This is a genomic window from Cupriavidus cauae (assembly GCF_026210475.1).
GTDB classification, from domain to species: domain Bacteria; phylum Pseudomonadota; class Gammaproteobacteria; order Burkholderiales; family Burkholderiaceae; genus Cupriavidus; species Cupriavidus cauae.
This window is the reverse complement of the sequence record NZ_CP080294.1, coordinates 1,173,993-1,188,293: the sequence shown is the minus strand read 5'-3', so window position 1 is coordinate 1,188,293 and position 14,301 is coordinate 1,173,993. Positions and strand designations below refer to the sequence as shown.

General features: G+C 68.6%; 14 protein-coding genes. 8 read left to right on the top strand and 6 right to left on the bottom strand.

The window, feature by feature from the left end:
* Positions 1-28: 28 nt before the first annotated feature.
* Entirely contained in the window at positions 29-922 is an 894-nt protein-coding gene (locus KZ686_RS20650) for a LysR family transcriptional regulator (RefSeq protein WP_149318466.1), read from the bottom strand.
* 150 nt (positions 923-1,072) lie between these two features.
* On the opposite strand from KZ686_RS20650, the gene KZ686_RS20645 reads away from it, so the two are divergent.
* Positions 1,073-1,495: a VOC family protein gene (locus KZ686_RS20645; protein WP_149318467.1), complete on the top strand. Its 423-nt coding sequence runs from the start codon at positions 1,073-1,075 to the stop codon at positions 1,493-1,495.
* A 65-nt stretch (positions 1,496-1,560) separates the two neighbouring features.
* On the opposite strand, the gene KZ686_RS20640 is transcribed toward KZ686_RS20645, so the two are convergent.
* Positions 1,561-2,454 carry a LysR family transcriptional regulator gene (locus KZ686_RS20640; protein WP_226106792.1) on the bottom strand — a complete coding sequence of 298 codons (894 nt, stop codon included), beginning with the start codon at positions 2,452-2,454 and terminating at the stop codon, positions 1,561-1,563.
* Positions 2,455-2,632: 178 nt separating this feature from the next.
* Between KZ686_RS20640 and KZ686_RS20635 the strand changes: the two genes are divergently transcribed.
* The 3 genes from KZ686_RS20635 (at position 2,633) to KZ686_RS20625 (ending at position 4,913) form a co-directional block, all read left to right on the top strand.
* Positions 2,633-3,550, top strand: coding sequence for an NmrA family NAD(P)-binding protein (locus KZ686_RS20635; RefSeq protein WP_226106794.1), 918 nt, complete (start codon positions 2,633-2,635; stop codon positions 3,548-3,550).
* 131 nt (positions 3,551-3,681) lie between these two features.
* Positions 3,682-4,053 (top strand): PHA-granule associated protein 4, encoded by a 372-nt coding sequence (locus KZ686_RS20630; RefSeq protein WP_150084824.1) that lies wholly within the window; start codon positions 3,682-3,684, stop codon positions 4,051-4,053.
* 206 nt (positions 4,054-4,259) lie between these two features.
* A complete protein-coding gene (locus KZ686_RS20625; RefSeq protein ID WP_150084823.1) occupies positions 4,260-4,913 on the top strand; it encodes a hypothetical protein in 654 nt (217 codons plus the stop codon).
* Between the two features lie 87 nt (positions 4,914-5,000).
* On the opposite strand, the gene KZ686_RS20620 is transcribed toward KZ686_RS20625, so the two are convergent.
* Together KZ686_RS20620 and KZ686_RS20615 are read right to left on the bottom strand one after the other, a co-directional pair.
* On the bottom strand, positions 5,001-5,999 hold the full coding sequence (locus KZ686_RS20620; RefSeq protein WP_265633532.1) for a hypothetical protein: 999 nt from the start codon (positions 5,997-5,999) through the stop codon (positions 5,001-5,003).
* A gap of 28 nt (positions 6,000-6,027) precedes the next feature.
* A complete protein-coding gene (locus KZ686_RS20615) occupies positions 6,028-7,185 on the bottom strand; it encodes an acyl-CoA dehydrogenase family protein (protein ID WP_149318473.1) in 1,158 nt (385 codons plus the stop codon).
* 239 nt (positions 7,186-7,424) lie between these two features.
* Between KZ686_RS20615 and KZ686_RS20610 the strand changes: the two genes are divergently transcribed.
* On the top strand, positions 7,425-8,348 hold the full coding sequence (locus tag KZ686_RS20610) for a LysR family transcriptional regulator (RefSeq protein WP_149318681.1): 924 nt from the start codon (positions 7,425-7,427) through the stop codon (positions 8,346-8,348).
* 68 nt (positions 8,349-8,416) lie between these two features.
* Here the strand turns inward: KZ686_RS20610 and KZ686_RS20605 are convergent, their stop codons facing one another.
* Entirely contained in the window at positions 8,417-9,427 is a 1,011-nt protein-coding gene (locus KZ686_RS20605; RefSeq protein WP_265633531.1) for a LacI family DNA-binding transcriptional regulator, read from the bottom strand.
* A gap of 295 nt (positions 9,428-9,722) precedes the next feature.
* Here KZ686_RS20605 and KZ686_RS20600 point away from each other — a divergent pair, with 295 nt between their 5' ends.
* The 3 genes from KZ686_RS20600 (at position 9,723) to garD (ending at position 13,532) form a co-directional block, all read left to right on the top strand.
* Entirely contained in the window at positions 9,723-10,859 is a 1,137-nt protein-coding gene (locus tag KZ686_RS20600) for an L-talarate/galactarate dehydratase (RefSeq protein WP_265633530.1), read from the top strand.
* Between the two features lie 125 nt (positions 10,860-10,984).
* Positions 10,985-11,944, top strand: coding sequence for a Bug family tripartite tricarboxylate transporter substrate binding protein (locus KZ686_RS20595; RefSeq protein ID WP_265633529.1), 960 nt, complete (start codon positions 10,985-10,987; stop codon positions 11,942-11,944).
* A 25-nt stretch (positions 11,945-11,969) separates the two neighbouring features.
* On the top strand, positions 11,970-13,532 hold the full coding sequence (gene garD, locus KZ686_RS20590) for a galactarate dehydratase (protein ID WP_226107061.1): 1,563 nt from the start codon (positions 11,970-11,972) through the stop codon (positions 13,530-13,532).
* Here garD and eutC read toward each other — a convergent pair.
* Positions 13,510-14,295, bottom strand: coding sequence for an ethanolamine ammonia-lyase subunit EutC (gene eutC, locus KZ686_RS20585; protein ID WP_265633528.1), 786 nt, complete (start codon positions 14,293-14,295; stop codon positions 13,510-13,512). The two genes, garD and eutC, sit on opposite strands and share 23 nt — an antisense overlap.
* Between the last annotated feature and the right edge of the window lie 6 nt (positions 14,296-14,301).

Below are 14,301 nucleotides of genomic sequence, written 5' to 3'. Positions count from 1 at the left end.
GAGTCCGAGCCGTCCGGCCACGTCCGGTTCAGCGGGATTTGCTCCGCCGCCCGCGCCACTGGCGCGCCGCGATGACGAAGGCCTCGATCAGCGCAGCGGTCGGCGCGCGCGACAGTGCCGAGGGCCGCGCCAGCACGCCGACCTCGCGATGGATCGGCCGCCCCGGCAACGGTTCGGCCTGCACGTTCGGACATTGCGCCAGCGGCAGCAGATCGGCCGGCACGATCGCGCAGCCCAGGCCCTGGTCGACCATCTGCAGGATCACCGCCGGCTCGTCGAGCTCCATGCCTTCGTCGACGCGCAGCCGATGGCGCTTCAGATAGCGGTCAACCAGATGCCCGCCGGCCGAATGCCGGTTGTAGCGGATGAAGGGCAGCGCGCCCAGCATCGCCCTCAGCTCGCGCGGCGCGCCACGCGGCGCGATGGCAACGAAGGGCTCGCTCAGCAAGGGCAGCCATTTCAGCTCGGCCGGAATGCCGAGCCGGGGCTTGATCATCACCGCGACCTCGAGTTCGCGCGCGTCGACCTGGGTCAACAACTGCGTCGACATGCCGGGCACGATATTGACGTGGGTCTTCGGATAATCGGCGCGGAAACGCTGCATCGCCTTGGGCAGCAGCGTCGATTGCACCGTCGATACCGCGCCCAGGTCGATCGGCGTCAGCGCGGGAGCCGCGTGCGCCTGTCCCTTCATCGACTCGTACAGCTCGACGAAGCGCACCGCCTCGGGCAGCAGCTTGCGCCCCTGCTCGCTGAGCGCCACCGATTTGCCGGTGCGATCGAACAGCGCGCAGCCCAGATCCTCTTCCAGCCGCCGTATCTGCGTGCTGACCGCGGACTGGGTCAGCGACAGCCGCGCCGCGGCGGCGGAAAACGAAGCGGTCTCGGCAGCGACCAGGAAGGTGCGGAAGTAGCGGATCATGGCGAAGGGCTCGGCGGTATCCGATCGAAATCTTTGATACTCAGCGCCAAAATGATTCGCTTCATATCGCGACTTGTGCTGAGTAGAATTTCCGGGACCATACCACGCCGCAGCCGGGCGCTTTCTCTCCACAAAGGCCGACACACACATATGCAAACCATTCCCCTGTTCCACCTGGCGTTCCCTGTGCACGATCTGGCCGAGGCCCGGCGCTTCTACGGCGAGCTGCTCGGCTGCCCCGAGGGCCGCAGCTCCGACAGCTGGGTCGATTTCAACTTCTACGGCCATCAGGTGGTCGCGCACCTGTCGCCCGAAGAGACCGGACATCGCTCGACCAGCGCGGTCGATGGCGACGACGTGCCGGTGCGCCATTTCGGCGCGATCCTGTCGATGGAGCAATGGGAGGCGCTGGCCGACAAGCTGCGCGCGGCCAACGTCAAGTTCGTGATCGAACCGCATGTGCGATTCAAGGGCCAGGTCGGCGAACAGGCCACGATGTTCTTTCTCGACCCGTCGGGCAATGCGCTCGAATTCAAGGCGTTCGGCGATATCAGCCAGGTGTTCGCGAAGTAAGGACTTCCGCGCGGCGCTGCCGGTCGCAAGCGTTGCCACGCTGCAGCGCCGGTGGCCGGTCAGCGCTATAACGACAGGCCGCCCAGATGGTCCGCCAGCAGGTCGATGAAGGCCCGCGTCTTGGCCGGAATCGCGCGGGCCGCGGGCCATACCGCCTGCACCGGGATCGGCGGCGCCTCGAACGCGTCCAGCACCGTCACCAGGCGCCGCTGGTCGAGCAGAGGCCGCACCTGCCATAGCGGGCCGAACCCGATGCCAAGGCCCAGCGCCACGGCCTCGTTGACGGCGGCCGTGCTGCCCGCGCGCAATCTGCCGTCGACGGCGAAGCGCCGCAGCTTGCCGTCGATCAGGAACGGCCAGCGCGCGTCGTTGCCCTCGCCGCTGCGCACGACGCAGCGATGCGCGGCCAGGTCGCGTGGGTGCGCCGGCACGCCGTGGCGCGCCACATAGCTGCGCGAGCAGAAGGCCACGCGCCGCAGCATCGCCAGCCGGCGCGCCTTCAGGTTGTCGTCGGTCACCTCGCCGATCCGCACCGCCAAGTCCAGCCCTTCCGCGCGCAGACCGGTGAAGGCGTCGCTGACCGTCAGCTCCACTTCCACCTTCGGATGCCGCTCCATGTAACGGGCGACCACCGGCACGATATATGCCGGTGCGAACAGCACCGGTGCGCTGACCCGCAGCGTGCCCGACGCGGACGTACTCAGGCTCGACGCGGCATCCCACGCCTCGTTCAACTCCGCCATGGCCGGCGCGACGCGATGCCGGAACGCCTCGCCGGCCTCGGTCAGCTGGCAGCTGCGGGTGGTTCGCTGCACCAGCTGCACGCCGAGGCTGCGCTCGAGCAGCGCCAGCGAACGGCTGACCGATTGCAGCGAGCGGCCCAGATGCCGGGCGGCCTTGCTGAGGCTGCCGTGCTCGGCGATGGCGAGGAAGGTCAGGATGTCGGATACGCGGTCCATCAGCGCTCCACGGCTGGATTCCCGTTTGGATTCCGGTTGGATTCCGGTTGGATTCGAAGATCGTTGCCCGCCATTCTCTCAGTTTGTGGAAGAGAGAATCATCGAGCGCCCGTATTCTCCTCCGATACGTGACTCTCTATCGTGTCCGGATCATCCACCACGAACGAGGACACGCATCGTGACATCCATCGCCACAGCAACATCTCCCTCCGAGTCCGCGGCGGCGCGCCGCGTACTGGTCGTCGGCGCCGCCGGACGGTTTGCCGGCCTGGTTCCGCAGGCGCTGCGGGACAAGGGCGTGACCGTGCGCGGACTGGTCCGCGACGCGCAACGCGCTCCCCACGCCCTGGCCAATGGCGTCGACGAGGTCGCGGTCGCGGACCTGCGCTCGCCCGAGACGCTGGTGGCCGCGCTGGATGGCGTCGATGGCGTCTTCTACATCGGCCCGGCCTTCGCGCCGGACGAATCGCAGCTCGGCATCAACATGGTCGCCGCGGCGCGGCGCGCCGGCGTGCGGCGCTTCGTGTTTTCCTCGGTGATCCAGCCGACCGACGTGACGCTCGCCAACCACGCCAGCAAGATTCCGGTCGAGCAGGCGCTGTTCGATTCGGGCCTGCAGTTCACCGTGCTGCAGCCCGCGAACTTCCATCAGAACCTGCTGGGCGGATGGGCGCGCGTGGTGGCCGAGGGCAGCTTCGCCGAGCCCTATCCGGTCGACGTGCCGGTGGCCCGCGTCGACTATCGCGACGTGGCGGAGGTCGCCGCGATGGCACTGACCACCGATCGGCTGGCGCACGGCTGTTTCGAGCTGGCCGGCGAGGCGGGACTGACGCGCACGCAGATTGCCGCGATGATGAGCGAGGCGCTCGGCCGCAACATTGTCCCCGGCGAGATCGATTTCGAGCGATGGAGGGCGCGCCTGCCGCTGGACTACACCGCGGCCCAATGGGAGCTGCTGCGCAAGATCCACGAACACTATGCAGCCCATGGATTGCGCGCCAATACGCTGGTGCTGCAGGCGATCCTGGGTCGTCCGCCAAGGTCGATGCAGGCGTTTGTGCGGGAACTCGCGACGAGCACCCGCGCGGCGGCGTGAGCGGTCATCGGCCACGCCGCACGGGCGTGGTCTCGGCCCCGGATCGGTGAGCCATTCGGGGCACCTTCCGCTTGCCGGGTGACCTCAAGGACTGTATATTTGTACAGTCCTTGATCGCCACGGAGGTAAGCATGTCAATCGCACGAGCCGGCAGCAAAAACGAGGCCCTGCGTCTGCTGGCCGCCCGTGAGGTTCTGGCGCTGGAGCTGGACTATGAAACGGGTTGGCAGGACGCCGTCGAACTGGGCCGGCTGGGGGAAAAACGCGGCATACGCGTCCAGTACCGCGGCCAGGAAAGCATCGCGGTGCGCTCGCACGAGGCCCTGATCGAAGGGCTCGCCAAACCCAAGACCACCTTCCGTCAGCGCAATCTCTATTGCCTGTTCGATCTCGGCGCCATTGCCGACCAGGAACTGCATGAGCTCGAAGCGCGCGCCAGCCGCCTCGGCGACTACATCCTGGCCGGCCATCTGCTGCGCGAGGTGGATGCCTTCTGGCATTGAGGCGCGATGAAAGCGCGCGATTGCAGCACGCGATTGCAGCGCCCGACCAGGGCGCGGATCGAGGCGTGATGGTGGCTGAGCCGAGCACGACGCTGCGACGCCGTGTCGCAGCACCAGGAACAGCGGCAAAACCATCGCTTCACCCGACGATCCACCAAATACTTTCGTGAGCTTTTCGAAAGAATGCGGTATCCGGGCAACGCACGATGGTGCCCCCGATCGCAGGCAGGGTTGGCTCCCGCGCCAGCGCCAGGCAATCCAGCGAACGGAACACATCAGGCAAAACACAACAGGAGACCCGCGACACCATGTCAGCCAACCTGTACGACGCCAAGGAGCCGCTGCTGCGCTGTCTGCAAGAGAATCTGGCCGGTTGGCATTCGGCCCTCGACCACGTTCTGTCGCAGTCCGGCATCTCCCCGACGGAATGGCTCCTGCTGCAACACCTCGCACACCGGCAGCGCACCGAACCGGATCGCATCACGGCGGCTTGCACCTTGCCCTGGCTCGAGGCCGAGGAATTCGAGGCGATGGTCCGCAGCCTGTCGGACCAGGGATGGCTCGAGCAGCAGTCCGGCCCGTATGCGGCGCAGCCGATTCCGTTGATCCGCTCCAGCGCCAGCCATCGCATGGACAAGCTCGGTCAGGCCATCAAGGCGCTGCAATCGGTCTGGGTCTCGCCGCTGAGCCTGGAAGAGCGCGGCATGATGCTCACCTGTCTGACCAGGATGCGGCGCCAGCTCGAGCGGCTGGCGCCACGCGGCTCGACGAACTGCGCGACAAACTCCGCAGCAAACTGCGCGGCCAGCGGCGGCAGCGTGACGCGCGGCACCTCGGATCGCCGGCTGCTGATTCGCTGAGTCGCCGGCTGCTGATTCGCTGAGTCGCCGGCTGCTGATCCGCTGAGTCGCCGGCTGCTGATCCGCTGAGGCGCGGGCCGCCGCGCGCTACGCGCTGACGTTGGCGCTGACACTGGCGCCGTATTGCGGCCATATCGCGCGCGGCTGGGGGCAGACCGCATCGCGCGGCAGCTGCAGCAAGGTAAGCCTCAGCCGTCCCCGTCCGCTTTCGACCGTTCCCAACGAGGCTTCCATCAGCTGGCCGCCGGCCGGCGCCTGCGCAAACCAGTCCGACATCGCGACGCGGCGTTCGTGCACGACGGCAGCCAGCATGGCATCGCCCGACGGTTCGATCGTGCCCTTCCCGTCCCGTACCGGCAGCGCGGCCGGATCGATGCGCCAGCCCGCCGCGCACGCGGTCTCGCTGAGCCAGCTGGCGCGCACCGTCCCGGCTTCATCGAGCACCAGCACGGCCTTCTGCGCGGTACGTGCAAGCCAGCGCCGCGCGGCATGCAGCAGCGGCACCTGCAGTTGCGAGGCGAAGGCCATCAGCACGTCGCCATCGACATGGCCCGTCAGGCCGAGATGGCAGGCAGTTGCCGGCATCGTCAGCCGCGCCGCGAAGCTGTAGGCGCGCGCCGCGGGGCTGTCGTCATCGGCCAGCGAATACAGGCTCGCTTGCCGGCATTCGAAGGCGTCGGTATCTGCATGCTCGCCGCGCATCGCATAGCAGGCGAGCAGCCAGGCCTGGACGAAGCGGGTGTCGGACGGACGCAGCGCGGTCCGGTGCAGCAGCGTCCAGCCGCCGTTGCCGGTCCGGTACAGCACGCCGTCGACGTCGCCGAGCTCGGCCGCCTGGACCGACACGATCGGATCGCGGCGGCCCAGAATGGCTGCCGCGCCTAGCGCCAGCGCGCCCACGTCGAGCGGTGCGGTCGGCGGCGTCGCGCAGGCGGCGCGCAGCGCGGCGATGATCGGAAAGCATGGCGGACGAACCGGCTCGTCCGCGGTCCATCCCAGATGCGGGGCCCAGCCGTGCGCGCCGGCACCGGAGTGTGCCACCCCGGATGCCGTGCCGGCGAGGCGGACGCGTTGAAGCTGTTTCATGCTCGAACCCTCCGCGTCCGGACCGGCTTCAATCGCGCAGCAGCTGCTTGGCGATGATCATCTGCTGGATCTGCGTGGTGCCTTCGTACAGGCGCAGCAGACGGACGTCGCGGTAGAAGCGTTCGGCCTTGTATTCGGCGATATAGCCTGCGCCGCCGTGAATCTGCACCGCGCGATCGGCCACGCGGCCGACCATCTCGGTACAGAACATCTTGACGCAGGAGGCCAGCATGCTGACTTCGGGATCGCTCTTGCCCGGCTCCTTGGCGTCGTAGCGCTGGGCGCAATCACGCACCATCGACAGGCCGGCGTAAAGCTCGGCCTGGCTGTCGGCCAGCATGCCCTGGATCAGCTGGAATTCGCCGATCGGGCGGCCGAACTGCTTGCGGTCCTTGGCGTAGGCCACCGCATCGGTCAGCAGGCGATGGGCCATGCCGCACGCCAGCGCCGAGATATGCAGGCGGCCGCGGTCGAGCACCTTCATCGCGGTCTTGAAGCCCACGCCCGGCACGCCGCCGATGATGTTGGCGGCCGGCACGCGCACGTTTTCCAGCACCACGTCGCAGGTCTTGGTGCCGCGCTGGCCCATCTTCTTGTCCGGCTTGCCCAGCGAGATCCCAGGCGTGTCGGCCGGCACGATGAAGGCCGAGATGCCCGACGCGCCCGGGCCGCCGGTGCGCGCCATCAGCGTGAAGGCGCCGGCGCGCGGCGCATTGGTGATGAAGCGCTTGGTGCCGTTGATCACATAGTGATCGCCGTCCAGTTCCGCCTTGGTCTGCAGCGAGGCCGCGTCGGAGCCCGCGTTCGGCTCGGTCAGCGCGAAGGAGATGATCAGCTCGCCGCTGGCGATGCGCGGCAGATAGTTCTGCTTCTGCTCCTCGGTGCCATCCATCAGGATGCCCTGGGAGCCAATGCCCACGTTGGTGCCGAACACCGAGCGGAAGGCCAGCGCGGTATGGCCGAGGTCATAGACGACATCGCACTCCTGCGACATCGACAGGCCGATGCCGCCGTAGTTTTCCGGGATCGAGATGCCGAACAGGCCCATCTCCTTCATGTCGGCCACGATATCGGCCGGCACGTCGTCCGTTTCCTCGAGGATGTCCTCGGCGGGCTTCAGGCGCTCTTCGATGAAGCGCTGCACCGAGGCGCGCAGCAAGGAAAACGATTCGGTGTCCAGGGTCATGGCGATCTCCGTGGGAATTCGGTGGAGGAAGGGTGGCGCCGCGGGGCCGGCAGCGGTCCGGGGCCGGACCGGTCAATCCGGCAATGCGGGCGGATGGCCGTCATGGTACGCCGACCCCGGATTTTGACAATCCACGACAGCTTGGACAGAATGGACAGCCATATTTGACAATCCGCGGCCGGCGCCGCTTTCCGGCCCGCCGTCCCGCTCCTGCCGCACCCCACCACCATTTCGCCATGATGGATCTGAACGCCCTGCGCCTGTTCGTCGATATCGTCGACGCCGGCAACCTTTCCGCCGCCGCACGCAAGCTCAAGATGACGCGCGCCAACGTCAGCTACCGGCTCAAGGCGCTGGAGGAAGAGCTCGGCGTGCAGCTGCTGCGCCGGACCACGCGCCATGTCGAGCCGACGCCGGTGGGCGCCGGCCTCTACGAGCACGGCCGTAACATCCTCGCCGAGGTGGCCGCGGCCGACGCGCTGATCAGCAATATGGGCAAGACGCTGCAGGGCCATGTGCGGCTGTCGGTGCCGACCGGCCTGGGCCACGCGCTGCTGTCGCCGCTGCTGGTGCAGTTCAAGCACCGCTACCCGGACATCACGCTCGATGTGGTGTTCGACAACCGCATCCACAACCTGGTGTCGGAGGACGTCGAGGTCGCGTTGCGGATCATTTCGACCCCGCCCGATTCGGTGGTCGCGACCGAGATCGGCGAGGTCGATTGGGTGGTGTGCGCCTCGCCGGCCTATCTGGCCGCGCAGCCGGCGCCGCGGACGCTTGCCGATCTGCAGCGCCATGCGATCGTCTGCGCCTCGCCGGTCGGGCAGAAGCTGAAGGCCTTCGGCGCGCGCGCCGGCGAGGACGAACGCGAGCAGGTCGCGCTGGAGCCTACGCTGAGCTCCGAGAATTTCGCCTTCCTGAAGGAGGCCGTGCTGGGCGACGTCGGCATCGGCATCTTTCCGCTCTACGCGATCGGGCGCGAACTCGCCGCCGGCCTGGTGACGCCGGTATTGCGCGACTACCGCATCAGCGTGTTCGGCAGCCGGCTCTACATGCTGACCCTGCCGAACCGCTACCAGACCATGGCGACGCGCTGCCTGCTGACGTTCCTGAAGGGGGAATTGCAGGCGATCTGGCCGCGGCTGGCCGCGATGCCGCAGTGACGCAGTGACGCAGTGACCCCGTGACGCAGTGATCCAGTGACCGGCAGACTTTCGGCGCGCGCCGAGCTTTAATCCGGCCCGCCCGTCGACGCCCGCTCGATCACGCGAAAGCCCACGTCGACGATGCGCGGCTCCACCGGCAAGCCCTTGCACTTGTCCAGGATCAGCCGCGCGGCGGTCGCGCCGATGCGCGCGGCATCGACCTGGACCGTGGTCAGCGACGGCGCCATGTGCGCGGACGCCTCGGCATCGCCGAAGCCGCAGACCGCCAGATCCTCCGGCACGCGCAGGCCGCGCGCCTGCGCTTCGACCAGCACGCCCTGCGCCAGTTGGTCCGAGCTGCAGCAGATCGCCTGCAGCCGTGGCTCCTTCTCCAGCAGCTCCGCCAGAGCGCGCCGCCCCAACGGCAGATTGCTGGGCGCCGGCACGACCGCGGTCGGCACCGGCCGGCCGAAGGTCGACACGAAGGCCTCCGAGCGCAGGCGTGCCCGGCGATCGTCGCCGGTGGCGATGCCCACGCGCTGCCAGCCCTTCGACAGGAAATAGCCGGCCACCGCGCTGCCGACCTTGACGTGCGAAAAGCCGACCGCCATGTCCACCGGCCGGTCGCTGAGCTCCCACGTCTCGACCACCGGAATGCCGGACTGCCGCAGCCGCTCGCGCGCCGCCTCCGACTGGATCAGCCCGGTGACGACGATGCCGTCCGGGCGCCGGCCGATCATCGCGTTGAGCAACGCCTCCTCGCGCGAATCGTCGTAGCTACTCTGGCCGAGGATCAGGTGGTAGCCGGCCGCCTCCAGCGTCTCGGTCAGCGCCTTGATGGTCGGCAGGAACTGCGTCACCGCGATATCGGGCACGACCGCCGCCACCATCAGGCTGCGCCGCGACTTCAGTCCGCCTGCGATCAGGTTCGGGATATAGCCCACCGCCTCCGCCGCCTGCTGCACGCGTTCGATGGTCTTGGCCGACACCATGCCGGGATTGCTGAGCGCGCGGGACGCGGTGATCAGCGACACGCCGGCCTCGCGGGCGACGTCATGCAGGGTCACGGACTTGTTCTGGGCTTTGGTGGGGGCCACGTCGGGGTCTCGGATCAAGGCAAAAGGTAGGGCAACGACAGGGCAACGGACAGGGCAACGGACGGGCGGCTTCGGGAAAGCCATGAGCCGGCATCGTGGCGAAGCGCGTTGACAGCGATGATATGACAACGTTAGCATTTCGCCGAAACGTGCCCGTTCCTGTCGCGCCGCCGTACAAAATCGCTGTGCACGGCGCCCGACATTGTAACGGGCTTGTTTTGGCGGCGAAATGACAACGTTGTCATTTCGCACCGCAAGACGAAGACGATTACCCCCCGCCCAACGGAGACACCCCATGACCCTCGCCGCCGACCGCATCGCCTGGATCCGCCTGTCCAGCTGCTTTCTGCCGCTGGCCACCCCGATCAGCGACGCCAAGGTGCTGACCGGCCGCCAGAAGCCGATGATCGAGGTCGCGATCCTGTTCGCCGAGATCACGACCGCGGACGGGCGCGAGGGCATGGGCTTCAGCTATTCCAAGCGCGCCGGCGGTCCCGGCCAGTACGCCCATGCCTGCGAGCTGGCGCCGACGCTGCTGGGCGAAGACCCCAGCGACATCGCGCGGCTGTGGGACAGGCTGTGCTGGGCCGGCGCCTCGGTCGGGCGCAGCGGCATGGCGACGCAGGCGATCGGCGCCTTCGACGTCGCGCTGTGGGACCTGAAGGCGCGCCGGGCGGGCCTGTCGCTGGCCAAGCTGCTCGGCGCGCAGCGCGATGCGGTGCGCTGCTACAACACCTCGGGCGGCTTCCTGCATACGCCGCTCGATCAGCTGTTGATCAACGCCGCCGCCTCGGTCGAGCGCGGCATCGGCGGCATCAAGCTCAAGGTCGGCCAGCCGGACGGCGCGCGCGACCTCGAACGGGTCGGCGCCGTACGCAAGCAGCTGGGCGACGCCGTGCCGCTGATGGTCGACGCCAACCAGCAGTGGGACCGCCCCACCGCGCAGCGGATGTGCCGCACGCTGGAGCCGTTCAACCTGGTCTGGATCGAGGAGCCGCTGGACGCCTACGACCACGAGGGTCATGCCGCGCTGGCCGCGCAGTTCGATACACCGATCGCCACCGGCGAGATGCTGACCAGCGCCGCCGAACACTGGGACCTGATCCGCCACCGCGCCGCCGACTACCTGATGCCCGACGCCCCGCGCGTGGGCGGCATCACGCCGTTCCTGAAGGTCGCGGCGCTGGCCGAGCACGCCGGCCTGATGCTGGCACCCCATTTCGCGATGGAGCTGCACATCCACCTGGCGGCGGCGTATCCGCGCGAGCCCTGGGTCGAGCATTTCGACTGGCTCGAGCCGCTGTTCAACGAGCGGCTGGAGATCCGCGATGGCCGCATCGCCGTGCCGACGCGGCCGGGCCTGGGCGTATCGATCAGCGAGCAGGCGCGTGCGTGGACCCGCGCGCAGGCCGAATTCGGCGAGCGCCCGTAACGGCGACCAGCCGACGAGAACCCGGCAGACGGGGCAGTAAACAGGCAGGAATAGACAGAAACAGGCCGGCGCCCAAGACCGGCCGATGCACGACAAGCGCAGACCCCATCCTCAAGGAGACACTGATGAAACGCCTGATCGCCACGCTGGCCCTCGGCCTTGCCACCACGCTGTCCGCCCACGCCGCCTGGCCCGACAAGCCGGTCGCGATGGTGGTGCCCTTCCCCGCCGGCGGCTCGACCGACGTGATTGCGCGCATCCTCGGCGCCAAGCTGCAGGAGCAGACCGGCGCCAGCTTCGTGGTCGAGAACAAGCCCGGCGCGGCGGGCGCGATCGGCGCCAGCTTCGTCAAGCGCGCGCCACCGGACGGCTATACGCTGCTGGTGTCCTCGCTGGGGCCGCTGGTCATCGCGCCGCATCTGATCAAGAGCACGCCCTACGACCCGGCCCGCGATTTCGACTACATCTCGGTGGCGGTGCAGGCGCCCAACATACTGGCCGTGCCGGCCAACTCGCGCTTCCAGACGCTGCAGGAAGTCGTGGCGTACCTGAAGGCCAATCCCGGCAAGCTGACCTTCGCCTCGGCCGGCAACGGCACCAGCGACCATCTGACCGCCGAGCTGTTCTGGCAGCAGACCGGCACCAGCGGCACGCATGTCCCCTACAAGGGCGGCGCGCCGGCGATGAACGACCTGATCGGCGGCCAGGTCGATGCGACCTTCATGAACATCAATACCGCGATGCCGCACGTCAAGGCCGGCAAGATCCGCGCGCTGGCGATCACCAGCACGCAGCGCTCGCCGGTGCTGCCCTCGGTGCCGACCATGGAAGAAGCGGGCATCAAGAACCTGGTCGTCTATTCGTGGCAGGCCGTGGCGGCGCCCAGGGGACTGCCCGCCGATATCCGGGACAAGCTGCACAAGGGCATCGTCGCCGGGCTGAACGACCCCGCGGTCAAGAACAAGCTGCTCGAGGTCGGCTTCGAGATCGTCGGCAACACGCCCGAACAGTTCACCCGCTTCCAGGCCGCCGAGTCGGCTCGCTGGAAGCGCGTCATCGAAACCGGAAAGATCGCCGCCGACTGACGGCGGCACAGGAGAACCATTCATGATGCAAACGGCGAGCCGCGGCCCCGGCCAACCGCTCTATATCCGCATGCACGAGGCCGACAACGTCGCCATCGTCGCCAACGACGGCGGTCTGCCGGCCGGCGCTACCTTCCCGTGCGGGCTGCAACTGGTCGAAAACGTGCCGCAGGGCCACAAGGTCGCGCTGGTCGATCTCGACGAGGGCGCGCCGGTGCTGCGCTACAACGTCGTCATCGGCTACACGGTCAAGCCGCTGCCGCGCGGCAGCTGGGTGAACGAGCGCGTGCTGCGGATGCCGTCCGCGCCCGAGCTTGACGCGCTGCCGATCGCCAATCGCGTGCCGCCCGCGCTGCCGCCGCTGGAGGGCTACACCTTCCAGGGCTACCGCAACGCCGACGGCTCGGTCGGCACGCGCAACATCCTCGCCATCACGACCACGGTGCAGTGCGTGGCCGGCGTGGTCGACTTCGCCGTGCGCCGGATCAAGGCCGAGCTGCTGCCGCGCTATCCGAACGTCGACGACGTGGTCGCGCTGGAACACAGCTATGGCTGCGGCGTGGCCATCGACGCGCCCGATGCGGTCATCCCGATCCGCACGATCCGCAACCTCGCGCTCAATCCGAACTTCGGCGGCGAAGTGATGATCGTCAGCCTGGGCTGCGAGAAGCTGCAGCCGACGCGCCTGATCGAGGCCGGCACGATCCCGCTGCAGGTCGAGGGCGGCGCGCCCGATGTCGTGTGCCTGCAGGACGAGCGCCATGTCGGTTTCGGCTCGATGATCGATTCGATCCTGGAGACGGCCGAGCGCCATCTGCAACGGCTGAACGCGCGCCGGCGCGAGACCTGCCCGGCGTCGGACCTGGTCGTTGGCGTGCAGTGCGGCGGCAGCGATGCGTTCTCCGGCGTCACGGCCAATCCCGCGGTCGGCTTCGCCACCGACCTGCTGGTGCGCGCCGGCGCCACCGTGATGTTCTCCGAGGTCACCGAGGTGCGCGACGGCATCGACCAGCTGACCGCGCGCGCCGCCACGCCCGAGGTCGCGCAGGCGATGATCGAGCAGATGGCGTGGTACGACCATTACCTCAGCAAGGGCCGCGTCGACCGCAGCGCCAACACCACGCCGGGCAACAAGAAGGGCGGGCTGTCGAACATCGTCGAGAAGGCGATGGGCTCGATCGTCAAGTCGGGCACCGGGCCGATCCACGGCGTGGTGGCTCCGGGCGAGAAGGCCACGCAGAAAGGCCTGCTCTATGCGGCGACGCCGGCCAGCGACTTCATCTGCGGCACGCTGCAGCTGGCCGCCGGCATGAACCTGCATGTGTTCACCACCGGACGCGGCACGCCGTACGGACTGGCCGAAGTCCCGGTGATCAAGGTCGCCACGCGCAGCGACCTGGCGCGCCGCTGGCATGACCTGATGGACATCGATGCCGGCCGCATCGCCACCGGCGAGGCCACCATCGAAGAGGTGGGCTGGCAGCTGTTCCACGCGATGCTGGACATCGCCAGCGGCCGCAAATCGTATGCCGAGCAGTGGAAGCTGCAGAACGCGCTGGTGCTGTTCAATCCGGCACCGGTGACCTGAGGGCGGCGGCCTCGTTCTGGCCCAGGTCGCCGCTGTCCTCCTTGAGCCGCACGCCGCTGCAGCCGAGCGCGACCGCGCCGCGCAGCAGCCACGCCAGGCGATCCGCGGCCTGCTGGTACGACAGCCCTTCCGGCCGCACGTTGGAGATGCAGTTGCGCTGCGCGTCCGTGCGCCCGGGGTGCGGATCGTAGGTCAGGTAGATGCCGAGGCTGTCCGGCGAACTGAGCCCGGGGCGTTCGCCGATCAGCATCACGACCTGGCGCGCGCGCAGCAGCTCGCCGATCTCGTCGCCGAGGGCGACGCGCGACTGCTCGGCGATCGCGACCGGACCGATCCGCCAGTCGGGCAGCCGCTCCCGTACCAAGCTCAGCACCGGCACCGCATGACGCTGCGCCGCCTGTGACGACAGGCCGTCGGCGATCACGAAGGCGACGTCGCACGGCTCGCCCGCTGCCTGGCGCAGCCGCTCGCGGCTGTCCTCGTCCAGCCGGCGGCCCAGATCCGGGCGGCGTAGATACTGCGCGCGATCCGCCGCGGCACTGTGGACCCGCAGGTTGGCAAACCCGGCCTCGTCCAGCGCCGCCTCGACGGCCTCGCACGACAGCGGCTGGTGCACCGCGTCGCGCGCCTGCGCATGGGCGAGGCCGAACGCGAGCACCGCATCGGTGGGCTGGCTGTGCCCCGCCCGCCCGAGCGCGATGCGCGCCGAGGTGAACTGGCGCAGCCGTTGCCAGGGATGCGGCGGAGCAAGGTTCGAAGGCATCGTTGG

What these genes read in the sequence shown, in the direction of transcription:
- KZ686_RS20650 (WP_149318466.1), bottom strand. Translation starts at nt 922, where the DNA reads ATGATCCGCTACTTCCGCACCTTCCTGGTCGCTGCCGAGACCGCTTCG.
- KZ686_RS20645 (WP_149318467.1), top strand. Translation starts at nt 1,073, where the DNA reads ATGCAAACCATTCCCCTGTTCCACCTGGCGTTCCCTGTGCACGATCTG.
- KZ686_RS20640 (WP_226106792.1), bottom strand. Translation starts at nt 2,454, where the DNA reads ATGGACCGCGTATCCGACATCCTGACCTTCCTCGCCATCGCCGAGCAC.
- KZ686_RS20630 (WP_150084824.1), top strand. Translation starts at nt 3,682, where the DNA reads ATGTCAATCGCACGAGCCGGCAGCAAAAACGAGGCCCTGCGTCTGCTG.
- KZ686_RS20625 (WP_150084823.1), top strand. Translation starts at nt 4,260, where the DNA reads ATGGTGCCCCCGATCGCAGGCAGGGTTGGCTCCCGCGCCAGCGCCAGG.
- KZ686_RS20620 (WP_265633532.1), bottom strand. Translation starts at nt 5,999, where the DNA reads ATGAAACAGCTTCAACGCGTCCGCCTCGCCGGCACGGCATCCGGGGTG.
- KZ686_RS20615 (WP_149318473.1), bottom strand. Translation starts at nt 7,185, where the DNA reads ATGACCCTGGACACCGAATCGTTTTCCTTGCTGCGCGCCTCGGTGCAG.
- KZ686_RS20610 (WP_149318681.1), top strand. Translation starts at nt 7,425, where the DNA reads ATGGATCTGAACGCCCTGCGCCTGTTCGTCGATATCGTCGACGCCGGC.
- KZ686_RS20600 (WP_265633530.1), top strand. Translation starts at nt 9,723, where the DNA reads ATGACCCTCGCCGCCGACCGCATCGCCTGGATCCGCCTGTCCAGCTGC.
- KZ686_RS20595 (WP_265633529.1), top strand. Translation starts at nt 10,985, where the DNA reads ATGAAACGCCTGATCGCCACGCTGGCCCTCGGCCTTGCCACCACGCTG.
- garD (WP_226107061.1), top strand. Translation starts at nt 11,970, where the DNA reads ATGCAAACGGCGAGCCGCGGCCCCGGCCAACCGCTCTATATCCGCATG.
- eutC (WP_265633528.1), bottom strand. Translation starts at nt 14,295, where the DNA reads ATGCCTTCGAACCTTGCTCCGCCGCATCCCTGGCAACGGCTGCGCCAG.